At 75.7% G+C, this 17936-nt stretch carries 13 protein-coding genes and 1 pseudogene; 8 read left to right on the forward strand and 6 right to left on the reverse strand.

Annotated features, from left to right (window positions below):
* The first annotated feature begins 106 nt into the window (after positions 1-106).
* On the forward strand, positions 107-1279 hold the full coding sequence (locus IF43_RS0100250; RefSeq protein WP_037887068.1) for a PP2C family protein-serine/threonine phosphatase: 1173 nt from the start codon (positions 107-109) through the stop codon (positions 1277-1279).
* Between the two features lie 39 nt (positions 1280-1318).
* On the opposite strand, the gene IF43_RS0100255 is transcribed toward IF43_RS0100250, so the two are convergent.
* Positions 1319-2803 (reverse strand): MFS transporter, encoded by a 1485-nt coding sequence (locus IF43_RS0100255; protein WP_051794435.1) that lies wholly within the window; start codon positions 2801-2803, stop codon positions 1319-1321.
* A gap of 515 nt (positions 2804-3318) precedes the next feature.
* A complete protein-coding gene (locus IF43_RS0100260; RefSeq protein ID WP_030192414.1) occupies positions 3319-4113 on the reverse strand; it encodes an SDR family oxidoreductase in 795 nt (264 codons plus the stop codon).
* 122 nt (positions 4114-4235) lie between these two features.
* On the opposite strand from IF43_RS0100260, the gene IF43_RS0100265 reads away from it, so the two are divergent.
* Together IF43_RS0100265 and IF43_RS0100270 are read left to right on the forward strand one after the other, a co-directional pair.
* Complete coding sequence (locus IF43_RS0100265) at positions 4236-4844, forward strand: TetR/AcrR family transcriptional regulator (RefSeq protein ID WP_051794439.1); 609 nt, start codon at positions 4236-4238, stop codon at positions 4842-4844.
* A gap of 84 nt (positions 4845-4928) precedes the next feature.
* Positions 4929-5888, forward strand: coding sequence for a GlxA family transcriptional regulator (locus tag IF43_RS0100270; protein WP_030192416.1), 960 nt, complete (start codon positions 4929-4931; stop codon positions 5886-5888).
* Positions 5889-5915: 27 nt separating this feature from the next.
* On the opposite strand, the gene IF43_RS0100275 is transcribed toward IF43_RS0100270, so the two are convergent.
* Complete coding sequence (locus IF43_RS0100275; RefSeq protein WP_078909815.1) at positions 5916-7190, reverse strand: NAD(P)/FAD-dependent oxidoreductase; 1275 nt, start codon at positions 7188-7190, stop codon at positions 5916-5918.
* A 230-nt stretch (positions 7191-7420) separates the two neighbouring features.
* On the opposite strand from IF43_RS0100275, the gene IF43_RS0100280 reads away from it, so the two are divergent.
* Both IF43_RS0100280 and IF43_RS0100285 read left to right on the forward strand, forming a co-directional pair.
* The gene (locus tag IF43_RS0100280; RefSeq protein WP_051794441.1) at positions 7421-8710 is read left to right on the forward strand and encodes a cytochrome P450; all 1290 of its coding nucleotides are present in this window, start codon (positions 7421-7423) and stop codon (positions 8708-8710) included.
* Between the two features lie 268 nt (positions 8711-8978).
* On the forward strand, positions 8979-10730 hold the full coding sequence (locus IF43_RS0100285) for a cytochrome bc complex cytochrome b subunit (protein ID WP_107048362.1): 1752 nt from the start codon (positions 8979-8981) through the stop codon (positions 10728-10730).
* Here IF43_RS0100285 and IF43_RS0100290 read toward each other — a convergent pair.
* Positions 10712-11107 (reverse strand): cytochrome c oxidase subunit 4, encoded by a 396-nt coding sequence (locus tag IF43_RS0100290; protein ID WP_030192421.1) that lies wholly within the window; start codon positions 11105-11107, stop codon positions 10712-10714. The genes IF43_RS0100285 and IF43_RS0100290 overlap by 19 nt on opposite strands.
* 5 nt (positions 11108-11112) lie before the next feature.
* Positions 11113-12786 (reverse strand): annotated as a pseudogene (gene ctaD, locus IF43_RS0100295) (cytochrome c oxidase subunit I); the annotation flags it as partial.
* A 350-nt stretch (positions 12787-13136) separates the two neighbouring features.
* Here ctaD and IF43_RS0100300 point away from each other — a divergent pair.
* The 3 genes from IF43_RS0100300 (at position 13137) to IF43_RS0100310 (ending at position 16331) form a co-directional block, all read left to right on the forward strand.
* Positions 13137-13361, forward strand: a complete 225-nt coding sequence (locus tag IF43_RS0100300; protein WP_030192424.1) for a hypothetical protein — start codon at positions 13137-13139, stop codon at positions 13359-13361.
* A gap of 7 nt (positions 13362-13368) precedes the next feature.
* Positions 13369-13716, forward strand: a complete 348-nt coding sequence (locus IF43_RS0100305; RefSeq protein WP_030192426.1) for a hypothetical protein — start codon at positions 13369-13371, stop codon at positions 13714-13716.
* A gap of 113 nt (positions 13717-13829) precedes the next feature.
* Positions 13830-16331, forward strand: a complete 2502-nt coding sequence (locus tag IF43_RS0100310; RefSeq protein WP_030192429.1) for a SpoIIE family protein phosphatase — start codon at positions 13830-13832, stop codon at positions 16329-16331.
* Between the two features lie 125 nt (positions 16332-16456).
* Here IF43_RS0100310 and IF43_RS0100315 read toward each other — a convergent pair whose 3' ends face one another.
* Positions 16457-17920 (reverse strand): extracellular solute-binding protein, encoded by a 1464-nt coding sequence (locus IF43_RS0100315; protein WP_037887069.1) that lies wholly within the window; start codon positions 17918-17920, stop codon positions 16457-16459.
* Positions 17921-17936 lie beyond the last annotated feature (16 nt).

Raw genomic sequence — 17936 nt, forward strand, 5'->3', positions numbered from 1 at the left:
GCCCCCCTCGGTCCCCGGGCCGGTGCTGCGGCCGTGCCCCGGGCCGGTGCCGCGATCGTGCCCCGATGAGTGGCGGCCGTACGCCCGTACGAGGCAGGCTGTAGTCATGAGAGCGGCCCTGCGCTCGCCTTCGGGACCGGGAGCCGGCGGCCACCACCAGGTCCTCTTCGTCCTCGCGGAGTGCGTGCCCTTCGCGATCGCGCTGCTGGTGCTCGTCATCGAGCTCACGCCGGCCCATGTCATCTACACCGGCCCCCTGCTCGTGGCGACTCCGGCCCTCGCGGCGGTCACGATGGGCCCCGGAGGCACCCTCGCGGCGGCGGGCGTGGCGGTCGCCGTCAGCGTGGTCACCGCCACCCACAACAACGCCTGGGGCGGCCAGCAGGTCTACACGAACTTCCTCGCCCTGTTCCTCGTGTCCACCGCCGGCTACCTGACCAGCCGCGCCGCCCGGACCCGCCGGGACAGCGAGCTCAACCAGGTGCGCCGGATCGCCACCGCCGCGCAGGAGGTCCTGCTGCGCCCGGTGCCGGCCAGGCTGGGCCCGGTCCGTGCGGCCAGCCTGTACCTCGCGGCCGAGACCGGGGCGCAGATCGGCGGCGACCTGTACGACGCGGTCCAGACCCGGTACGGCGTGCGGCTGATCGTCGGGGACGTACGGGGCAAGGGCCTGCCCGCGGTCCGGGCCGCGGCCGTCGTGCTGGGCGCGTTCCGGGAGGCCGTGCACTACGAGGAGGACCTGGTGGAGGTGGTCAACCACTGCGGAGCGGCCCTGCGGCGGGACGCCGCCCTCGCGAGCGCCGGCGGCGAGGACGCGTACCAGGAGGCCTTCGTGACCGCGCTCGTCGCCCAGATCCCCGACGGCCCGGACATCGAGCTCGTCAACCGGGGCCATCCGGCGCCGCTGCTGCTGCGCAACGGGGCGGTGCGGTCCCTGCAGCCCAGCAGCCCGCTGCCGCCGCTCGGCCTGGAGGAGTTCATCACCGGCCCGCCGGGCCGGATGGACAGCTACCCCTTCGCCCCGGGCGACCGGCTGCTGCTGCACACGGACGGCGTCGTCGAAGCCCGCGACCGCGACCGGGGCTTCTTCGACCTTCCCGAGGCCATGGCGACGATGCACGGCCACACCCGCACGGCGTTCCTGGAAGCCCTGCGGCAGGCCCTGCTCCACCACACCCAGGGCTCGCTGGCGGACGACGTGGCCCTCGTCCTCGTCGACCGCGTGGCGGCCGGGGAGCGCCGGGAGGACGGCCACGGGCACGGGCGGGACGCCTCCTGAGCGTGTCGGAGCCCCTCCCGAGGGCTGTCCGGAGCCCTGCTACCGGCGCGGGCGCAGGCCCAGGGCCAGCAGCAGCCCCGCGCCCGCGACGGCGGCACCGGCGGTGAACCCGGCGCCCATCGCGTCCGCGGGGACGGTGTACCCCGACGAGGCCGTGGCCAGCAGCGCGATGCCCAGGCAGCCGCCCACCGCCTGGAGGGCGCCGAGGACGCTGCCGGCCTGCCCCAGCTCGTCCGGGCGCAGCCCCGAGGTGGCCAGGACGGTCGCCGGGACGGCGCAGAAGGCCGTGCCCGCGCCCAGCAGCACCAGTGACGGCAGCACGGCGGAGGCGTAGTCGCCGGCCGGCTCCAGGAACGCCAGCCACAGGTTCTCCACCACCAGCGCGAGGGCCCCCAGCACCATCACCCGCTTCGCGCCGACGGCCCGCTCCGCGTGCACCGCCAGCCCGGCCGCACCGGCCGTCGCCAGCGGCAGCGGCAGCAGGGCGACCGCCGCGGCCAGTGCGGACCAGCCGCGCTCCTGCTGGAAGAACGGGCCGAGGTCGACGTACGCGCCGACCAGCGCCCCGGGCAGCAGCAGCATGCTCGCGAAGGCCAGCACCCGGTCCCGGTCCCGGAACAGGCCCGGCCGCACGATCGGCCCCTCCGTCCGCCGCCGCACCCCGACGAGCACGGCGAGCAGCACCGACCCGGCCGCGACCGGGCCCGCCACCGGGGCGTCGCCCCACGGGCGCTCCGCCGCCCGCCACAGCCCGTACACCAGCGCGGCGGCGCCCACCGCGGACAGGACCGCACCGGCCCCGTCGAAGCGGCCCGGCACGCGCCGGGGCCCGGCCGGCACGCGCCGCGCGAGCAGGACCACGGCCAGCCCCGTCGGTACGTCCAGCAGCCCCACCCACCGTCCGGAGCCCGCCGACGTCGGTGCGGCCGCGGCCAGCAGCAGCCCGCCGGCCGTCGACGCGGCGCCCACCGCCGTGCACACGGCGATCGCCCGCCTGCGGGCCGGGCCATCCGCGAAGGTCGCGAGCAGGAGCGCGAACCCGTTGGCGGTGGCGAAGGCCGCGCCCGCACCCTCCGCGGCGCGCAGCGCGACCAGCAGCTCGCCACCGGGTACGAACGCCCGTACGGCGGCCGCGGCCGTGAACACGTACACACCCGCGACGAAGACCCGGTGCCGGCCGAGGACGTCCCCGGCCCGGCCGCCGAGCAGCAGCAGACCGCCGAAGGCCAGCAGGCAGGCGCCCACGGCCCAGGACGCGGACGGGGCGGACTGGTCCAGGCCGGCCCGGATCCCGGGCCGGGCCAGGTGCGTGACCGGGGCGTCGAGCCGGACCATCGCGGTGCACCCGGCGACGACGGCCAGTGCGAGCCCGGGCCGCGCCCGGCGCCCGGCCGCGGCGGGTGCGGCGGACGCGGAGGACGGCTCGGGGACCCCGCCGGGTGCGGCGGTCGGCCCGGAGGGCAAGGCGGTTCCGGTGGACGCGGCGGGACGGGCCGCCACGCGTTCGGACACGGGCGCGGACATGTCCTGGCTCCCGAAGGGGTCGTGGCACGGATGCGGTGGATCGGGCGGGCGGTCCGACAGCGGCCACGGAGGACGGACCGTCGGACCGTCGGACGGCCCGAAGCACCGACCGGCGGAAGGGCGGGTCGGCCGCCACGCTCTCAGGTCCCGCCTGAATTCCGGTCGAGCCTCGGCGCGCCGCGGCCGCGGGGCGCGCGGGGGCGGCGGGGCCGGCGGGGCCGGCGGGGCGCGCGGGGCGGCGGAGCTGGCGGGGCGCGCGGGGCCGGTCGGGCCCTTCGGGTCCGGCCGCGGCGCGTCCGGCCGTGAGCGCCACCGGCATCGGGTCCGCGGGCCGGTCGGTGCCGTCGGGCGCGCCGGGGCCGGAACGGCCGCCGCCCCGTCGCGCCGCCGCATCGGCGGCTGGCGGCTCGACGGGGTTCGGGCGGGCGGCCGTGGGGGCGGCCGCCCGGAGGGGTGGACCGAGGAACGGCCGAGCCGGACCGGCGGTCCGGTGGCCGCCGGTGCCGCCGGTCGGGTTACCGGCCGGTCATGCGGGCGACGGTCTTGACGAGCTGGCGGCGGCTCAGCAGGCGCCCCGCGTAGGCCGACACGCGGTTGGCGGCGCCCGAGATCACGCTCGGCGGGGGGTTGCGGCGGTCCAGGGCGCGCAGTGCCGTCCGCACGACCTGCTCCGCGGTCTGCATCGGCGCCACGCCGGCCGCGTCCTCGGTGCCGATGACGTCGAAGAACTCCGTCCTCGTCGCGCCCGGCGACAGCGCGAGGACGCGGAGCCCGGTGCCCCGCGACTCCTGCCACAGCGCCTCGGTGAAGCTGAGCACGAAGGCCTTGGAGGCACCGTAGACGGCCATGTGGGGGATGGGCTGGTAGGCCGCCATGCTCGCCACGTTGACCAGCACGCCCTCGCCGCGCTCCCGCAGGCCGCCGATGAAGGCCCGGCTGATGTCGACCACGGCCGCCACGTCGAGGCCGATCTCCTCGCGCAGCCGCTCGGGATCCTCCTCGTGGAAGGGGCCGAAGGTGCCGAAGCCCGCGTTGTTGATGACGCTGGAGAGCGTGATGCCGCGCCGCTCCACCTCGGCCGCCAGCAGTGCGCCGGAGCCGGCCACCGCCAGGTCCATGGCGATCGGCTCGGCCTTGACGCCGTACGTCGCCGACAGTTCCGCCGCCAGGGCGTCCAGGCGCTCGGCGCGCCGGGCCACGAGCACCAGGTCCGAGCCGCGGGCGGCCAGCCTGCGCGCGAACTCCGTGCCCAGGCCCGCGCTGGCGCCGGTGATGAGGGTGGTCCGGCCCCGGTAGTCGACCGCGTTCACAGTGGCTCCTGCCCATGAGGTGAGATCGCGTGGATCGCGAGCCATCACTGTATGCCTGGTTGGCAGTGACTGCCAACCAGGCAGCAGGATGCAGCTTGGCGGCCCGCCTATATGCTGACCGGATGGGGACCACCGCACCGCAGCCGACGACCACCGCCCCGACCCTGTGGGACCGCTCCCGGCAGGCCGTGGTCGCGAGCATCCACGACACCGCCATGCGGCTCTTCGACGAGCAGGGCTACGAGGCCACGACCATCGCCCAGATCGCCAAGGAGGCGGGGATCTCGCAGCGTTCGCTCTTCCGGTACTTCGGTACGAAGGAGGACATCGTCTGCGGTGAGCAGGACGGTTTCGGGGAGGTGCTGCGGGAGACGGTCGAGGCCCAGCCCGCCGAGGCCACGGCGTGGCAGGCCCTCCGGGCGGGGCTCGTCGCGATCATGGACGCGCACGGCTCGCCCGAGCAGGTGCTGCGGATCATGGGCCTCATCTTCGGCACGCCCTCGCTGCGCGCCCGGTACGTGCAGAAGCGCCTCCTGTGGCACGAGGAGGTGCTGCCCGCGGTGCTGGCGCGGATGCCCGCCGGGGCGGCGGACCCGGAGCTGCGCGCCGAAGCCGTCCTGGCCACCGTGTTCGCCTGCGCCGACGCCGCCACCGAGGCCTGGATCCGGGCCGGCGGCCAGGGCGACCCCGCGGCCCTCTACGACGAGGCCGTCGCCGCGGTCCGCGGCTGACGCCCGCCGTCCGGGACTGTCGGAAACCGTGCCCGACGCACCGGATCCGGCACCGCGCGCCCCGACAGGACCTAGGGTGACCGGATGAAGGTAGCCGTGCTCGTGCTCGACGGCGCGTTCGACTCCGGGGTGTCCGGGATCCTCGACGTGCTCCACTCCGCCAATGCGCTGGGACCCCGGCTGGCCGGGGCGACGCCTCCGCGGTTCGACGTCCGCACCGTCGGCGTCCGGCGCCGGGTGCGCACCGGCCTGGGCCACCGCGTCGACACCGAGAGCGCCACGGAGGCCGAGGACGCGGACGTCGTCGTCGTACCGGCCCTCATGGAGCGGCACCCCGACGGCCTGCTGGAGGTGGTCGGGTCCGCCGCGCACCGGAGCGCCCGCCGGCTGCTCGCCGAGGCGCGGGAACGGCGCACCCCGCTCGCCACGTCCTGCACCGGTACCTTCCTGCTGGCCGAGGCCGGCGTCCTGGACGGGCTCCGGGCCACCACCAGCTGGTGGCTGGCGCCGGTGTTCCGGGAGCGCTACCCCCGGGTCACGGTCGACGAGAGCCGCATGGTCACCACCAGCGACGGCGTCACCACCGCCGGCGCGGCCTTCAGCCACCTCGACCTGGCCCTGGCGATCGTACGGATGCGCAGCCCCGCCCTTGCCGACCTGGTGCGCCGCTACCTGGTGGTGGACGAGCGCGCCTCGCAGGCCGCGTACACCATCCCGAGCGCACTGGCCCGCCACGACCCGCTGGTCTCGGCGTTCGAGGAGTGGGTGCGGGCCCGGATCGGCGAGCCGCTGTCGATCGCGGAGGCCGCCCGGGCGCTCGGGGTCAGCGAACGCACGCTCCAGCGCGCCGTCACCCGGACCCTGGGGTGCGCCCCCATCCGGCTCGTGCAGGACCTGCGGGTGGAGCAGGCCGAGCACCTGCTGCGCACGACGTCACTGCCGCTGGCGGCGGTGGCCCGCCGCGTCGGCTACGAGGGGCCGGGACCGCTGCGCGCCCTGCTGCGCGACCGCCGCGGGCTGGGCGCACGCCACCTGCGGGCCTGACACGGCGGGCCCGCCGCGCGGGGCGCCCTACCGCGCCGCCACCCCGTCCGTCACCCGGTCCCCGCCGCGGTCCGTCACCCGGTCCCCGCCGCGGTCCGCCGAGCCGGCCCCCGTCCCGGCCTCCGTCCCGGCTTCCCGGGCCCGCAGCAGCTCCTGGCGCCCGCCCTCCTTGAACCAGCGGTGCGCGGTGCACGAACCGGGCTTGCGCGCCTCGTCCGCCAGCATCTTGACCGTGCCCCTGCAGACCACCTCCTTGAGCTTCGCGGCGGTCCGGCCGCCGAGGAAGAGGCCCTTGGCGTTGTCCTCCTTCGTCGAGAACTGGAAGACCGCGGACCGGCGCCCCAGGCTCATGCACTGGCCGACGAACCCCACCCTGAGCGTCTGGGGCCGCTCACCCGCGATGCGGCTGAGCACGGTGTCGGCGGCCTGGGCACCCAGCGGGCCCGCGGCCTGGCAGCTCATCCGCAGCGGCAGCTGCGACGGGGCCGCGGAATCCCCGGCCGCGACGATCCGCTCGTCGTCCACGCTCGTCAGCGTCTCGTCCGTGACCAGGCGGCCCAGCGTGTCGGTGGTCAGCCCGCTGCGGGCGGCCAGGTCCGGTACGCCGAACCCGGCAGTCCAGACCGTCACCGAGCTCGGCAGCGTACGACCGTCGGCCAGCGTCACGCTCCCGGCCGCCACGGCCGCCACCTTCGTCCCGGGCCCCTCGACCACGGTCACACCGAGCGCGGCCAGCCGCCGGGACACCGCGCGCCGCCCCTTCGGGTGCAGGTACGGGCCCAGTTCCCCGCCGCAGACCAGGGTCACCGCGCGGCCCTCCTCCGCGAGCTCCGCGGCGGTCTCGATGCCGGTCGGCCCGGCTCCCACCACGGCCACCGGGGCCCCGGCGGGGGCGGCGGTGACGAGCGGACGCAGTCGCAGCGCCTCCTCCAGGCTCGCGATCGGGTGGGCGAACTCCGCCGCCCCGGGCACGCGCGGGTCCGCGCTGCCGCTGCCCACCGCGTAGACCAGGTGGTCGTAGCCGAGCGCGTCGCCGCCGGCGAGCGTCACGCGGCGCGCGGCCGCGTCGATGCGGGTCGCGGTGTCGACCACGAGCCGGACGCTCCCGGCCAGCACCTCCCGGTAGTCGACCACGGCGGCGTGGGACCCGCCCACGAGCTGGTGCAGGCGGATCCGCTCGACGAAGGTCGGGCGCGGGTTGACCAGGGTCACGGCGACGTCGGCGCGCCGCGTCAGGCGGTTGGCGGCCATCACACCGGCGTACCCGCCGCCGACCACGACCACGCGGATGTTCTCGTTCACGGTGCCTCCTCCGGCTCCAGGGGTTCGCCATGAAGACACCGCGGCCCCGCGTTCTGTGACACGACGTGATCCGGATCACGCGGACGCCGCCTCCGGGCCGGGAGCGCGGCCCGCCGGTCGGGGACGGGAGCGGGGACGGGGGACGGGGACGGGGGCGGACTTGTACAACCGGCCTCCGGCACCGCACTGTTGGCCGGTATTCGTTCCTACGGTCGGTCAGGAGTCCCGGCTTGTCCTCGCACACCTCCGAACCTGCTCCCGCCCACGTCGTCGCGCCCGCCGGCGGCTGCCCGCACGCCCTGAACGCCGAGCTGCGGGCCCGGGGGCCCGTCGCGGACATCGTCCTGCCCGGCGGGGTGCCCGCGGCGGTCGTCCTGGGGCACGACGCGCTCAAGGAGTTCCTCTCCCACCCCGACGTGGCCAAGGACGCCCGCCACTGCCCGGCCCTGAACGACGGCACGATCCCCGCGGACTGGCCGCTGCGCGTCTTCGCCAACGCCCAGGGCATGCACACCGCCGACGGCGCCGACCACCGACGACTGCGCTCGCTCGTCGGCAACGCCTTCACCGCCCGCCAGGTGGAGCGGCTGCGCCCGCGCGTCGAGGAGCTGACCGCAGGCCTCCTCGACGACCTCGGCCGGGCCGCCGCCGAGGACCCGGAGGGCGTCGCGGACCTGCGCACCCACTTCGCGCTCCCGCTCCCGATGAGCGTCATCTGCGAGCTGCTCGGCGTGGACCCCGAACACCGCGGCCGCCTGCACGACCTCACGTACACGGTCATCATCGCCACCGACACCACCCCGGCGGAGGTGACGGCCGCCGTGCGCGAGCTCGTCGAACTGCTCGGCACGATCGCGGCCGCCCGCCGGGCGGCCCCCGGCGACGACCTGACCAGTGCGCTGATAGCCGCCCGCGAGGACGGCGGCGACCGGCTCAGCGAGGCCGAACTCATCGGCACGATGCGCCTGATGCTGGTCGCCGGCCACGAGACCACCCTCAACCTGATCGGCAACGCCGTACGGGCCCTGTGCACCCACCGCGACCAGCTGGCGCTGGTCCTGGAGGGAAAGGCCACCTGGTCGGACGTGGTGGACGAGACGCTCCGCTGGGACGGCCCGGTCAGCTGGTTCCCCTTCCGCTACCCCACCCGCGACCTGTCCCTCGGCGGCACCGTGATCCCGCGGGGCACCCCGGTCCTCGCCGGCTACACCGCCGCCGGGCGCGACGCGGCCTTCCACGGCCCGGACGCCGACCGCTTCGACGTCACCCGGCCCGGTGCGGCCCGGCACCTCTCCTTCGGCCAGGGCGCGCACTACTGCGTGGGCGCCCCGCTCGCCCGCCTCGAGGCCACGATCGCCCTCGAACGGCTCTTCACCCGCTTCCCGGACCTCGACCTCGCCGTCCCCGAGGCCGAACTGCCCCACCAGCGCAGCTTCATCGGCAACAGCGTCGAGACGCTCCCGGTCCGCCCGGTCCGCCCGGTCCGCCCGGTCCGCCTGGTCCGCCCGGTCCGGGCCTGACGCGCGCCTCCCCGACGATCCCGGCGCCCCCACGGCCCGCCGCGGCCCGGACGCACGCGTCCGACCCGCCGCGGCGGGTCGGACCCCTCCGCGGGCGGAAAGGGGCTGAACACGTGCTTTCACCCCCGCCGGCGTGCGTGGCTCCCCGGCCACCGCGGCGGCACGGGCCATATTCGGGCAGCGGGACCCGGGAACGGGACCCGGCACCGGTCCCGGAGCCAGGCCCGGGACCGAGCCCCGGAAGCCGGCCCGAAGGGAGTCGCGGCGCGTGCAGCCGAAGAAGACGAGCGAGCGGGCCGCCCAGCGGCTGGGCCGGGCCGCGGGGCGGACCGTCTCGTACGCGGACGCCCGGCTGCCGGTGCTGGAGGCGGCCCGCACCGGCCTGCGCAAGGCCTTCCCCGACCACTGGTCCTTCCTCCTCGGCGAGATCGCCCTCTACAGCCTGGTCGTCCTCCTCCTCACCGGCACCTGGCTGACCCTCTTCTTCAGCCCCAGCCTCGACCACACGACCTACACCGGCTCCTACGCCCCGCTGAGCGGCCTGCGCGTCTCCGAGGCGTACGCCTCCACCCTGCGGATCTCCTTCGACGTACGCGGCGGCCTCCTCATCCGGCAGATCCACCACTGGGCCGCGCTCGTCTTCGTCAGCGCCATCGCGGTGCACCTGCTGCGCGTCTACCTCACCGGAGCCTTCCGCCGCCCGCGCGAGCTGAACTGGGCCGTCGGCGTCACCATGTTCGTCCTGGCCCTGCTGGAGGGGTTCGCCGGCTACTCGCTGCCGGACGACCTGCTCTCGGGCACCGGGCTCCGCACCGCCCAGGGCATCGTGCTGTCGCTGCCGGTGGTGGGCACGTACGCCTCGTTCCTCGTCTTCGGCGGCGAGTTTCCGGGCCACGACATCGTCCCCCGCCTCTACCCCGTGCACATCCTGCTCGTGCCCGGCCTGCTGCTCGGACTGGTCACGCTGCACCTGCTGCTGGTCGTGCACCTCAAGCACACCCAGTGGGCCGCGCCCGGCCGCACCGGCGCCAACGCCGTCGGCCAGCCCTTCCACCCCCGCTACACGGCCAAGTCGGCGGGCCTGTTCTTCATGGTGGCGGGCGTCCTCGCGGCCCTCGGCGCCCTGGCCCAGATCAACCCGGTCTGGAACTACGGTCCGTACAGTGCCGACGTCGACTCCACCGACGCCCAGCCGGACTGGTACGTGGGCTTCCTGGAGGGAGCGCTGCGCCTCATGCCCGGGATCGAGACCCGGCTGTGGGGCCACACCCTCTCGTGGAACCCGCTGGTACCGGCCGTGATCCTGCCGGGCCTGCTCTTCACGGGCCTGTACGCGTACCCGTTCTTCGAACGCTGGATCACCGGCGAGCGCGGTGAGCGGCACCTGTGCGACCGGCCCCGCCACCGGCCCGCCCGGACCGCGCTCGCGGTGGCGGTGCTCACGGCCTACGCGGTGCTGCTGGTGGCGGGGGCGCAGGACGTGTTCGCCTACGTGACGGGCGTTCCGGTGCGGGGGATCACGTGGACCCTGCGCGTCGCGGTCCTGGTGCTGCCGCCGGCCGCGTTCCGGGTCACCCGGCGCCTCTGCCTCGCCCTGCAGGTCCGCGACAACGAACTGCTCACCGAGGGCGAGGAGACGGGCGAGGTGTACCAGACCGCGGACGGCGGCTTCCACGGGGTGCACGCGCCGCTGCCGCCCGGGGAGCGGTACGTCCGCGCGGTGTACGAGCTGCCCGCGCCCCGCCCGCTGCCCGCCGTCGCCCGCTGGCCCGGGACGCCGTGGCGGGTACGGGCCGTCGCCCGGCTCCGGACTGCGCTGAGCCACTGGTACTACGGCGACCGGCAGCCCCCGCCCCTCTCGCGGGCGACCCGGGACGCGGTGGCGGCCGTACTGGCCGGGCCGGACGTCGGGCCGGGCGCGGGGACGGACGTCGGGCCGGGCGGCCGGGACGCGGGGTGGGCGGCGGGTCGGGACGCGGGGCCCGGGGACGGGACCCCGCCTCAGTCCTCGGACGCGTAGTCGGAACCGGCGAACACGAACCCGTACACACCCGGTACCAGCAGACCGAAACCGATCAGCACCAGCCACAGCCCGATCACCGTGCCCAGCCCCATGAGCCCGGTGCCGGCGGCCGCCGTCACGGGGGCGAAGCTGCGGGCGGGGAACGAGAAGCGGCGCCCGGCCGCCGCGGCCACCTCCGCCTCCGCGTCGTCCTCGGGCCGCGGCCCGCCCTTGCCGGCCTGCCGCCACAGGAAGGCCGCGACGAGCCCGGCCATCAGCAGCGAGACCATCAGGGCGGCCACGCCCGCGGGGTCGTGGGCGTAGGCGGCGTACACCCCGCCCGTCGCGGCGAAGAAGAGGGCGACTCCGGTGAACAGCCAGGCCTCGGCCCTCATGGTCCCGTCACCTCCGGGTGGTGCAGGTCGAAGGCGGGCGAGTCGGAGCGGATGCGCGGCAGGGCGTGGAAGTTGTGCCGGGGCGGCGGGCAGCTGGTGGCCCACTCCAGGGACCGGCCCCAGCCCCACGGGTCCTCGACGGTCACCCGCTCGCCGTACCGCGCGGTGCGCCACACGTTGTACAGGAACGGCAGCGTCGACAGCCCGAGCAGGAACGCCCCCAGGCTGGACAGGGAGTTCAGCAGGGTGAAGCCGTCGGCCGCGAGGTAGTCGGCGTACCGGCGCGGCATGCCCCTCTCGCCCAGCCAGTGCTGGACGAGGAAGGTCAGCTGGAAGCCGGTGAAGAGCGTCCAGAAGTGGATCCTGCCGAGCCGTTCGTCGAGCATGCGGCCGGTGAACTTGGGCCACCAGAAGTAGAAGCCGGCGAAGGTCGCGAAGACGATCGTGCCGAAGAGCACGTAGTGCAGGTGGGCCACCACGAAGTAGCTGTCGGTGAAGGCGAAGTCCATCGGGGGCGAGGCCACGACCACGCCCGTCAGGCCCCCGAGCAGGAACGTCACCAGGAAGCCGATGCTCCACAGCATGGGTGTCTCGAACGACAGCGAGCCGCGCCACATCGTGCCGATCCAGTTGAAGAACTTCACCCCGGTCGGCACCGCGATCAGGAAGGACAGCAGCGAGAAGAACGGCAGCAGCACGGCCCCGGTGGCGAACATGTGGTGGGCCCAGACGGTGGCCGACAGGCCCGTGATGGCCATGGTCGCCCCGATCAGCGCCACGTACCCGAAGACCGGCTTGCGGCTGAAGACCGGGACGATCTCGCTGATCACCCCGAAGAACGGCAGTGCCACGATGTACACCTCCGGATGGCCGAAGAACCAGAACAGGTGCTGCCACAGGATCGCGCCGCCGTACTGCGGGTCGTAGACGTGCGCCCCCAGCTTGCGGTCCGCCTCCAGCGCGAGCAGCGCCGCCGCGAGCACGGGGAAGGCGAGCAGTGCCAGGACGGAGGTGAACAGCACGTTCCAGGTGAACACCGGCATCCGGAACAGCGTCATCCCCGGCGCCCGCAGGCAGACGATCGTGGTGACGAAGTTGACCGAGCCGAGGATGGTGCTCAGCCCCGACACGGCCAGGCCCATCACCCACAGGTCCGCCCCGATCCCGGGGGAGTGCTGCGCGCTGTTGAGGGGCGCGTACGCGAACCAGCCGAAGGCTGCGGCCCCGTCGGCCGTGAGGAAGCCGGCGACCACGGTGAGGCCGCCGAACAGGTAGACCCAGTAGGTGAAAGCGTTCAGGCGGGGGAACGCCACGTCCGGGGCGCCGATCTGGAGCGGCATCACGGCATTGGCGAAGCCGGTGAAGGTGGGGGTGGCGAACAGCAGCATCATGACCGTGCCGTGCACCGTGAAGAGCTGGTTGTACTGCTGCGCGGAGACGAGCTGCAGGCCGGGGCGGGCCAGCTCCGCGCGCATGAGCAGGGCGAGCAGGCCGCCGAAGAGGAAGAACGCGAAGGACGTGACGAGGTACAGGTAGCCGATCGTCTTGTGGTCGGTGGTGCCCAGCACCTCCAGCAGACGCCGTCCCGCGGTGACCCGCCGGGCGCCGGCACGGGCCGCCGCCTCCGCCGCGTCCGGTGCCGGGGTGTTGTCCACCGGCGTGTTCTCGACCGACACCATCGGGGCCTCCACGAAGTGCGCTGCGACCGGGCCGGCGGCCGCATCCGTCCACCCTGGCAGCCGCACGGCGGCGGGCCGGGCAGGCGTACCGGTGCGGCGTCCGGGTTGCCCGCAACGGGTCTGGTGGCGCGGCCGGGCCGACGACGTGCACGTGGGCCTCCCGAGGCGCGGCCGGTCGCGGGCGTTCACCCGTTCGGGCGCGGGCCGCCCGGGACGCGAGGGCGGCCGGAAGGCGCTGCTGGCGGGTCCGACCGGGGGGCCCCGGCCGGCTGCGGGGCGGCCCGGTGGGGTGCGATCTCCGGCCGGGTGCTCTTGCCTGGCACTGAAGCGACACGACGGGAGGTTGGGCCATGTTCGAGATGCGGATCGGGCCGGGACCGGACGCCGCGCTGGTGTGGCACGTCCTGCCGCGGGACGGCGGCGGTGGCGGACGCACCCTGTGCGGCACGCGAACCGTGCCGGGCGACCCCGCCGGCACCGAGGCGTACTGCGACCGGTGCCTGGCGGTCGTGGCCGCCCACATGAGCACGCCGCACACCGCGCCGGGCGCCGAGCCCGCCGCCACCGGCCGGTGAAGGGCACATGCCGCTGACCCACCGGACGGCGGGCGACGGGGTGCTGGTCATCCGTCTGCTCCCCGCGCTGGCCCTGCGCCACCGGGCCGCCGCGACCCTGGCCATCGACGAGCTCCTCGCCAGCCACCGGCCGCGCCGTCTGGTGGTGGAGATCCCCAGCCTCCTCACACCGGCGGCCACGAGCGTGGTCCTGCGCGCCCAGCACAGCTGCCGGGCACGTGCGGCGTCCCTGGCGGTCGTCTCGACCGCCGTCGAGGTGCGGCGCCTGCTCCGGCAGTCCCTCGCCGCCGGCGGCCTCACGGTGTACGCCTCCGTCACCCAGGCGGTCCACGCGGTCGAGGTGCTCCCCTCCTGATTCCCGATCCGGCCGCCCCGCCGCGGCGCGGGGCGTCGTCCCGTCCGGGCCGCCGCCGCGGCCGGGCGGGGGTCGGCCGCACGGGGCGCCCGCTCACGTGGCACCCTCGAAAGATGGGGAGTGATGCGGACGCCCCGGGTGAGGTCGCCGGTCCGGAGGTGCTTGCCCTGGCGAAGGTGGTGGCCAGGCTCCGGGCCGAGGTCGTGGACCTGGAGGGCATGGCCTCGATGGCCGCCGTCCTCGAACGGGCCAAGGGCGTGCTGATGGCCCAGGAGGGGGTGGCGGCGGACACGGCGTACGAGCTGCTCCGCGACCGCGCCGAGGCGGGCCGGCGGACCCTGGTGGAGGAGTGCTGGATCACGCTGGGCCGTGCCGGGCCCCGCTCCCGGCCCCGACGCGCGGAACGGCCGGCGGACGCGGAGCCGGCCCCGTCGTCCCGGGAGTCCGCGGGGCCCGCGGAGTCCCCGGAGCCCGGCCGGGCCCCGCTGCCCGGGACCACCGCGGCCCCCGCGGCCGAGTCCCCCTTCAGCGCCCGCCGCTACCTCCTGTGCGACGACGACCAGGGCGACGGCGGGGCCGCTCGGCAGGCACTGCCGGCCCGGATCGCTGCCGGCCTGACCGTCGCCCGGACCCCCGGCGACGTGGCCGGACTGCTGCGCGCGGTGCTCGCGGACACCGAGCACGTGGACGTGGTCCTGGTCTACGCCGTGTCCGCGGCCGGCAGCCTGGAACTGGCCGGGTGCGCCGGCCTGGCCCCCGAACTGGCCGAGCAGTGGAGCCGGATCCCGCCGCTCGTCGGGACCGCCCCGCTGGACGCAGTGGCGGACGGGCAGGCGGTGTGGCTGGAGGACCCCGAGCAGGAAGCCGCCCGCTACCTGCCGATCGGCGGCCCGCCCCGACGCTGGCCGACGCGTGCCTGGATCCCCGTACCCGGCGTGCGGCCCCGCACGGTCGTCGGCCTCCTCAGGACCCGGGACACCCCCTTCGACCCCCGCACCCGCACCCTGCTGCGGCGGGCCGTCCGACTGTGCGCAGGCCCCCTCCAGCAGGGCGGTCACGCCACCGGCGACCTCGTCCACGAGGACCTCAGCGGGATCCAGCGGATCTTCGACGCCCTGCCCGGGCCCGCGACCCTCCTCACCCCCCTGCGCAACGGGGACGGCGAGGTGGAGGACTACCGGATCGACGCGGCCGCACCGGAGTCCGTCGACGTGGCCGGCCGTCGCGGCAGGGAGCTCGTGGGCCTGCGGATCCTGGAGACCTATCCCACCGTGGCCGGCTCCGCCCTCTGGGCCGGCTACCTCGACACCCTCGCCACCGGCAGGGTCTACGAGGGCGAGCCCTTCGTCTACCAGGAGGTCCTGGCGGGCGTACCGCACGAGTCCACCTACTCCGTCCGGGCCTCCCGGCTCGGCGAGCGCCTCGTGGTGTCCTGGGTCCGGCACGACACCAGCGAGCGCGAGGCCCGCCGGCTCGCCGACATGCAGCGCCTGGGCAACCTGGGCTGGGCGAGCTGGAACCTGGCCACCGACACCATCACCTGGTCCGAGCAGGTGTACGCCGTCTTCGACCGCGACCCCGCGCGCGGGCCCATGCCCCTGGAAGAGCTCCCCGTCCACCTGCTGCCCGACGACGTGCCGCGGCTGGGGGCCGCCGTGGAGCGGCTGCTCGGCCATGGCGAACCGATCGACCAGCCCTTCCGCATCAGGACGGCGGACGGCATCCGGCACCTGCGGATCGTCGCCGAGGCACGCACCGACGCCGACGGGACGCCCGCCGAGGTGCACGGCTTCTTCCAGGACCTCTCCGCGCAGCGGGACGCCGAGATCGCCCTGCGCGAGAGCGAACGCGCCAACCTCCTCCAGCGGGGCATGCTCCAGGCCGAACGCGCCCTCGCCGCCCGCCTGCAGGAGACCCTGCTCCCGACCCCCGAGCAGTCGCTGGAGCTCGCGGACCTGCGCGTCGACGTGGCGTACGTGCCGGCCGAGACCGGGGTCAACGTCGGCGGCGACTGGTACAGCGCGATCGAACTGCCCGACGGCGACGCCCTGTTCGTGGTCGGGGACGTGGCCGGCCACGGCCTGGCGGCCGTCGGCACCATGGCGCAGCTGAGGTTCACCACCAAGGGCATGGCCGTCACGGGGTCGGCGCTCCCGCACGTGCTGACCCGGCTCAACGCCCTCCTCCTGCACACCGCGCGCGAGGGGCAGGGCGCCACCGCGACCATGGTCATGGCCCGCTACCGGCCCGCGGACCACCGCCTGTTCTGGGTGCGGGCCGGGCACCTCCCGCCCCTCCTGGTGCGCGGCGGCACGGCACGGTTCCTGCCGCAGCCCGAGGGCAGCCTGCTCGGCGCCGACCGCGGTGCCGCGTACAGGGAGGCCGTCATCGACCTGGAGCCCGGGGACCACCTCCTGCTCTACACCGACGGCCTCGTGGAGGACCCGGGCGAGGACATCGAGGACGGGCTCGCCCGGCTCGCCGACCGCACCCTCCGGCTGCTGCGCGAGGGCCGGGACGACAGCCTCGCCCGCACCCTGGCCGCCCTGCGCCCCCGGCATCGCGACGACATCTGCGCGCTCGACATCCACTTCCCTCCCTCCGGCGACCGCTGATCCCGCGCACGCGCCGCCGCCACCGACGCCACTGGAGCCACCGCCCGCACCACCTTCCCCTCACCCTCACCTGCTTCTGAGGACGGCCTCGACCGCGGCCTCGACCGCGACGGGTTCAGGGACGCTCAGCCGCCCGGCAGGGCCTTGCGGAGCGCCGCGTCCAGCGCCTCGGCCAGTTCGGCCGAGGTCGGTGGGGCGGTGCCCCGCAGGCGCGCCAGCTGGGCGGTGAAGGTCTGGGTGAACGCGCCGTACAGCGGGGTGCGCGGGCGCTGGACGGCACGGCGCAGGGCCGGCAGCAGGATCTCGCGCGCGTAGGCGGGCCGGCCGTTGGCGTCCCTCGGCATCCGGTCGGTGCGCTCGCCGGCCGGCGCCGTGGCGGCCCCGGCCGGCTGCCGTGCCACCTGGCACCGCAGACCGTCGTCGGTGTACGCGGACACCCGCGTCGCCGCGAACCCCGCGTCGAGCAGGCAGCGTTCGCTCTCCCGGCCGGTGAGGAACCGGATGAGCCGGCCCGCCGCCTCCGCCCGCTGCGAGGCGCGCGTGACGGCCAGGTTCTGCCCGCCCAGCACGGCCCGGCCGGGCAGCGGGGCGACGCCGAGCCGCTGCGGGGACAGGGACTGGTGGAGCGTGCGGTAGGCGTACGGCCAGTGGCGCAGGAACCCGGTGCGCCCGGCGGCGAAGTCCGTCAGCGAGTCGGTCTCGTCGGACTGCGCGGCCGCCGGCAGCGTGTACGAGGCCTGCGTGCGGGTCCGGAACTCCTCGATCCCGACCCGCAGTCGGTCGGCCGTGCCGGTGTACCGGCCCGCGGCGTCCGTGAGGGCCGCGACGTCGGTCACGGACGCGATCGCCTCGACGCCGTTGACGGTCAGGCCCTCGTACGAGGCGTCGAGCTGCGCGGTCCAGCCCTTCTCGTAGGCCGCGGGCAGCCGGTCGCCGGCCCGGCCGAGGGCCTCGATGAGGTCCAGGACCCCGGGCCAGCTGGTGTTCCCGCCGACGTCCGGATGCGTCACGCCGGCGGCCTCGAGGTAGTCGCGGCGGTAGAAGAGCAACCCGACGTCGCTGTTGAACGGCGCGGCGTACACCTTGCCGTCCCACTCCGCGGTGGCGGCCACGGACGGGACCACGTCGTCGTCCACCAGGCCGGCGGGCAGCTGGCGCACCAGCCCGGCGGCGGCGAACTCCGGCACCCAGGTCACGTCCAGGTTGACCACGTCGTACTCGGCGCTGCCGGACTGCAGCGCGCCGAGCAGCTGGCTGCGCTGCTGGTCCGCGGAGCCGGGCAGCTCCACCAGCCGGGCCTGGTAGCCGGACCCGTGCGCGTGCTCCTGCTTGTTCCACTCGTCGATCAGCTGCTGCCGGACGCCGCCCTTGCCGGTCACGTCGCGGCCACTGGCCAGCACGATCTCGCCCGGTGTCTCCACCACCCCCGGGGCCTGCCCGGCCTTCCCGCTCCCGGCCCCGCCGCCGTCGCACCCCGCGGCGAGCAGCACCGCCAGGGGTACGGCCACCAGCGCGGCCCGCACCCGGTGGGGGAGGCCCGCGCGCCCCCGCTCCGCCCGCGTGCCCCTGCGTCCGGGCGCGTGGCTCATGGTCCGTCCTCCGTTC

The sequence above is a fragment of the Streptomyces sp. NRRL S-87 genome, assembly GCF_000719335.1.
Classification (GTDB): domain Bacteria; phylum Actinomycetota; class Actinomycetes; order Streptomycetales; family Streptomycetaceae; genus Streptomyces.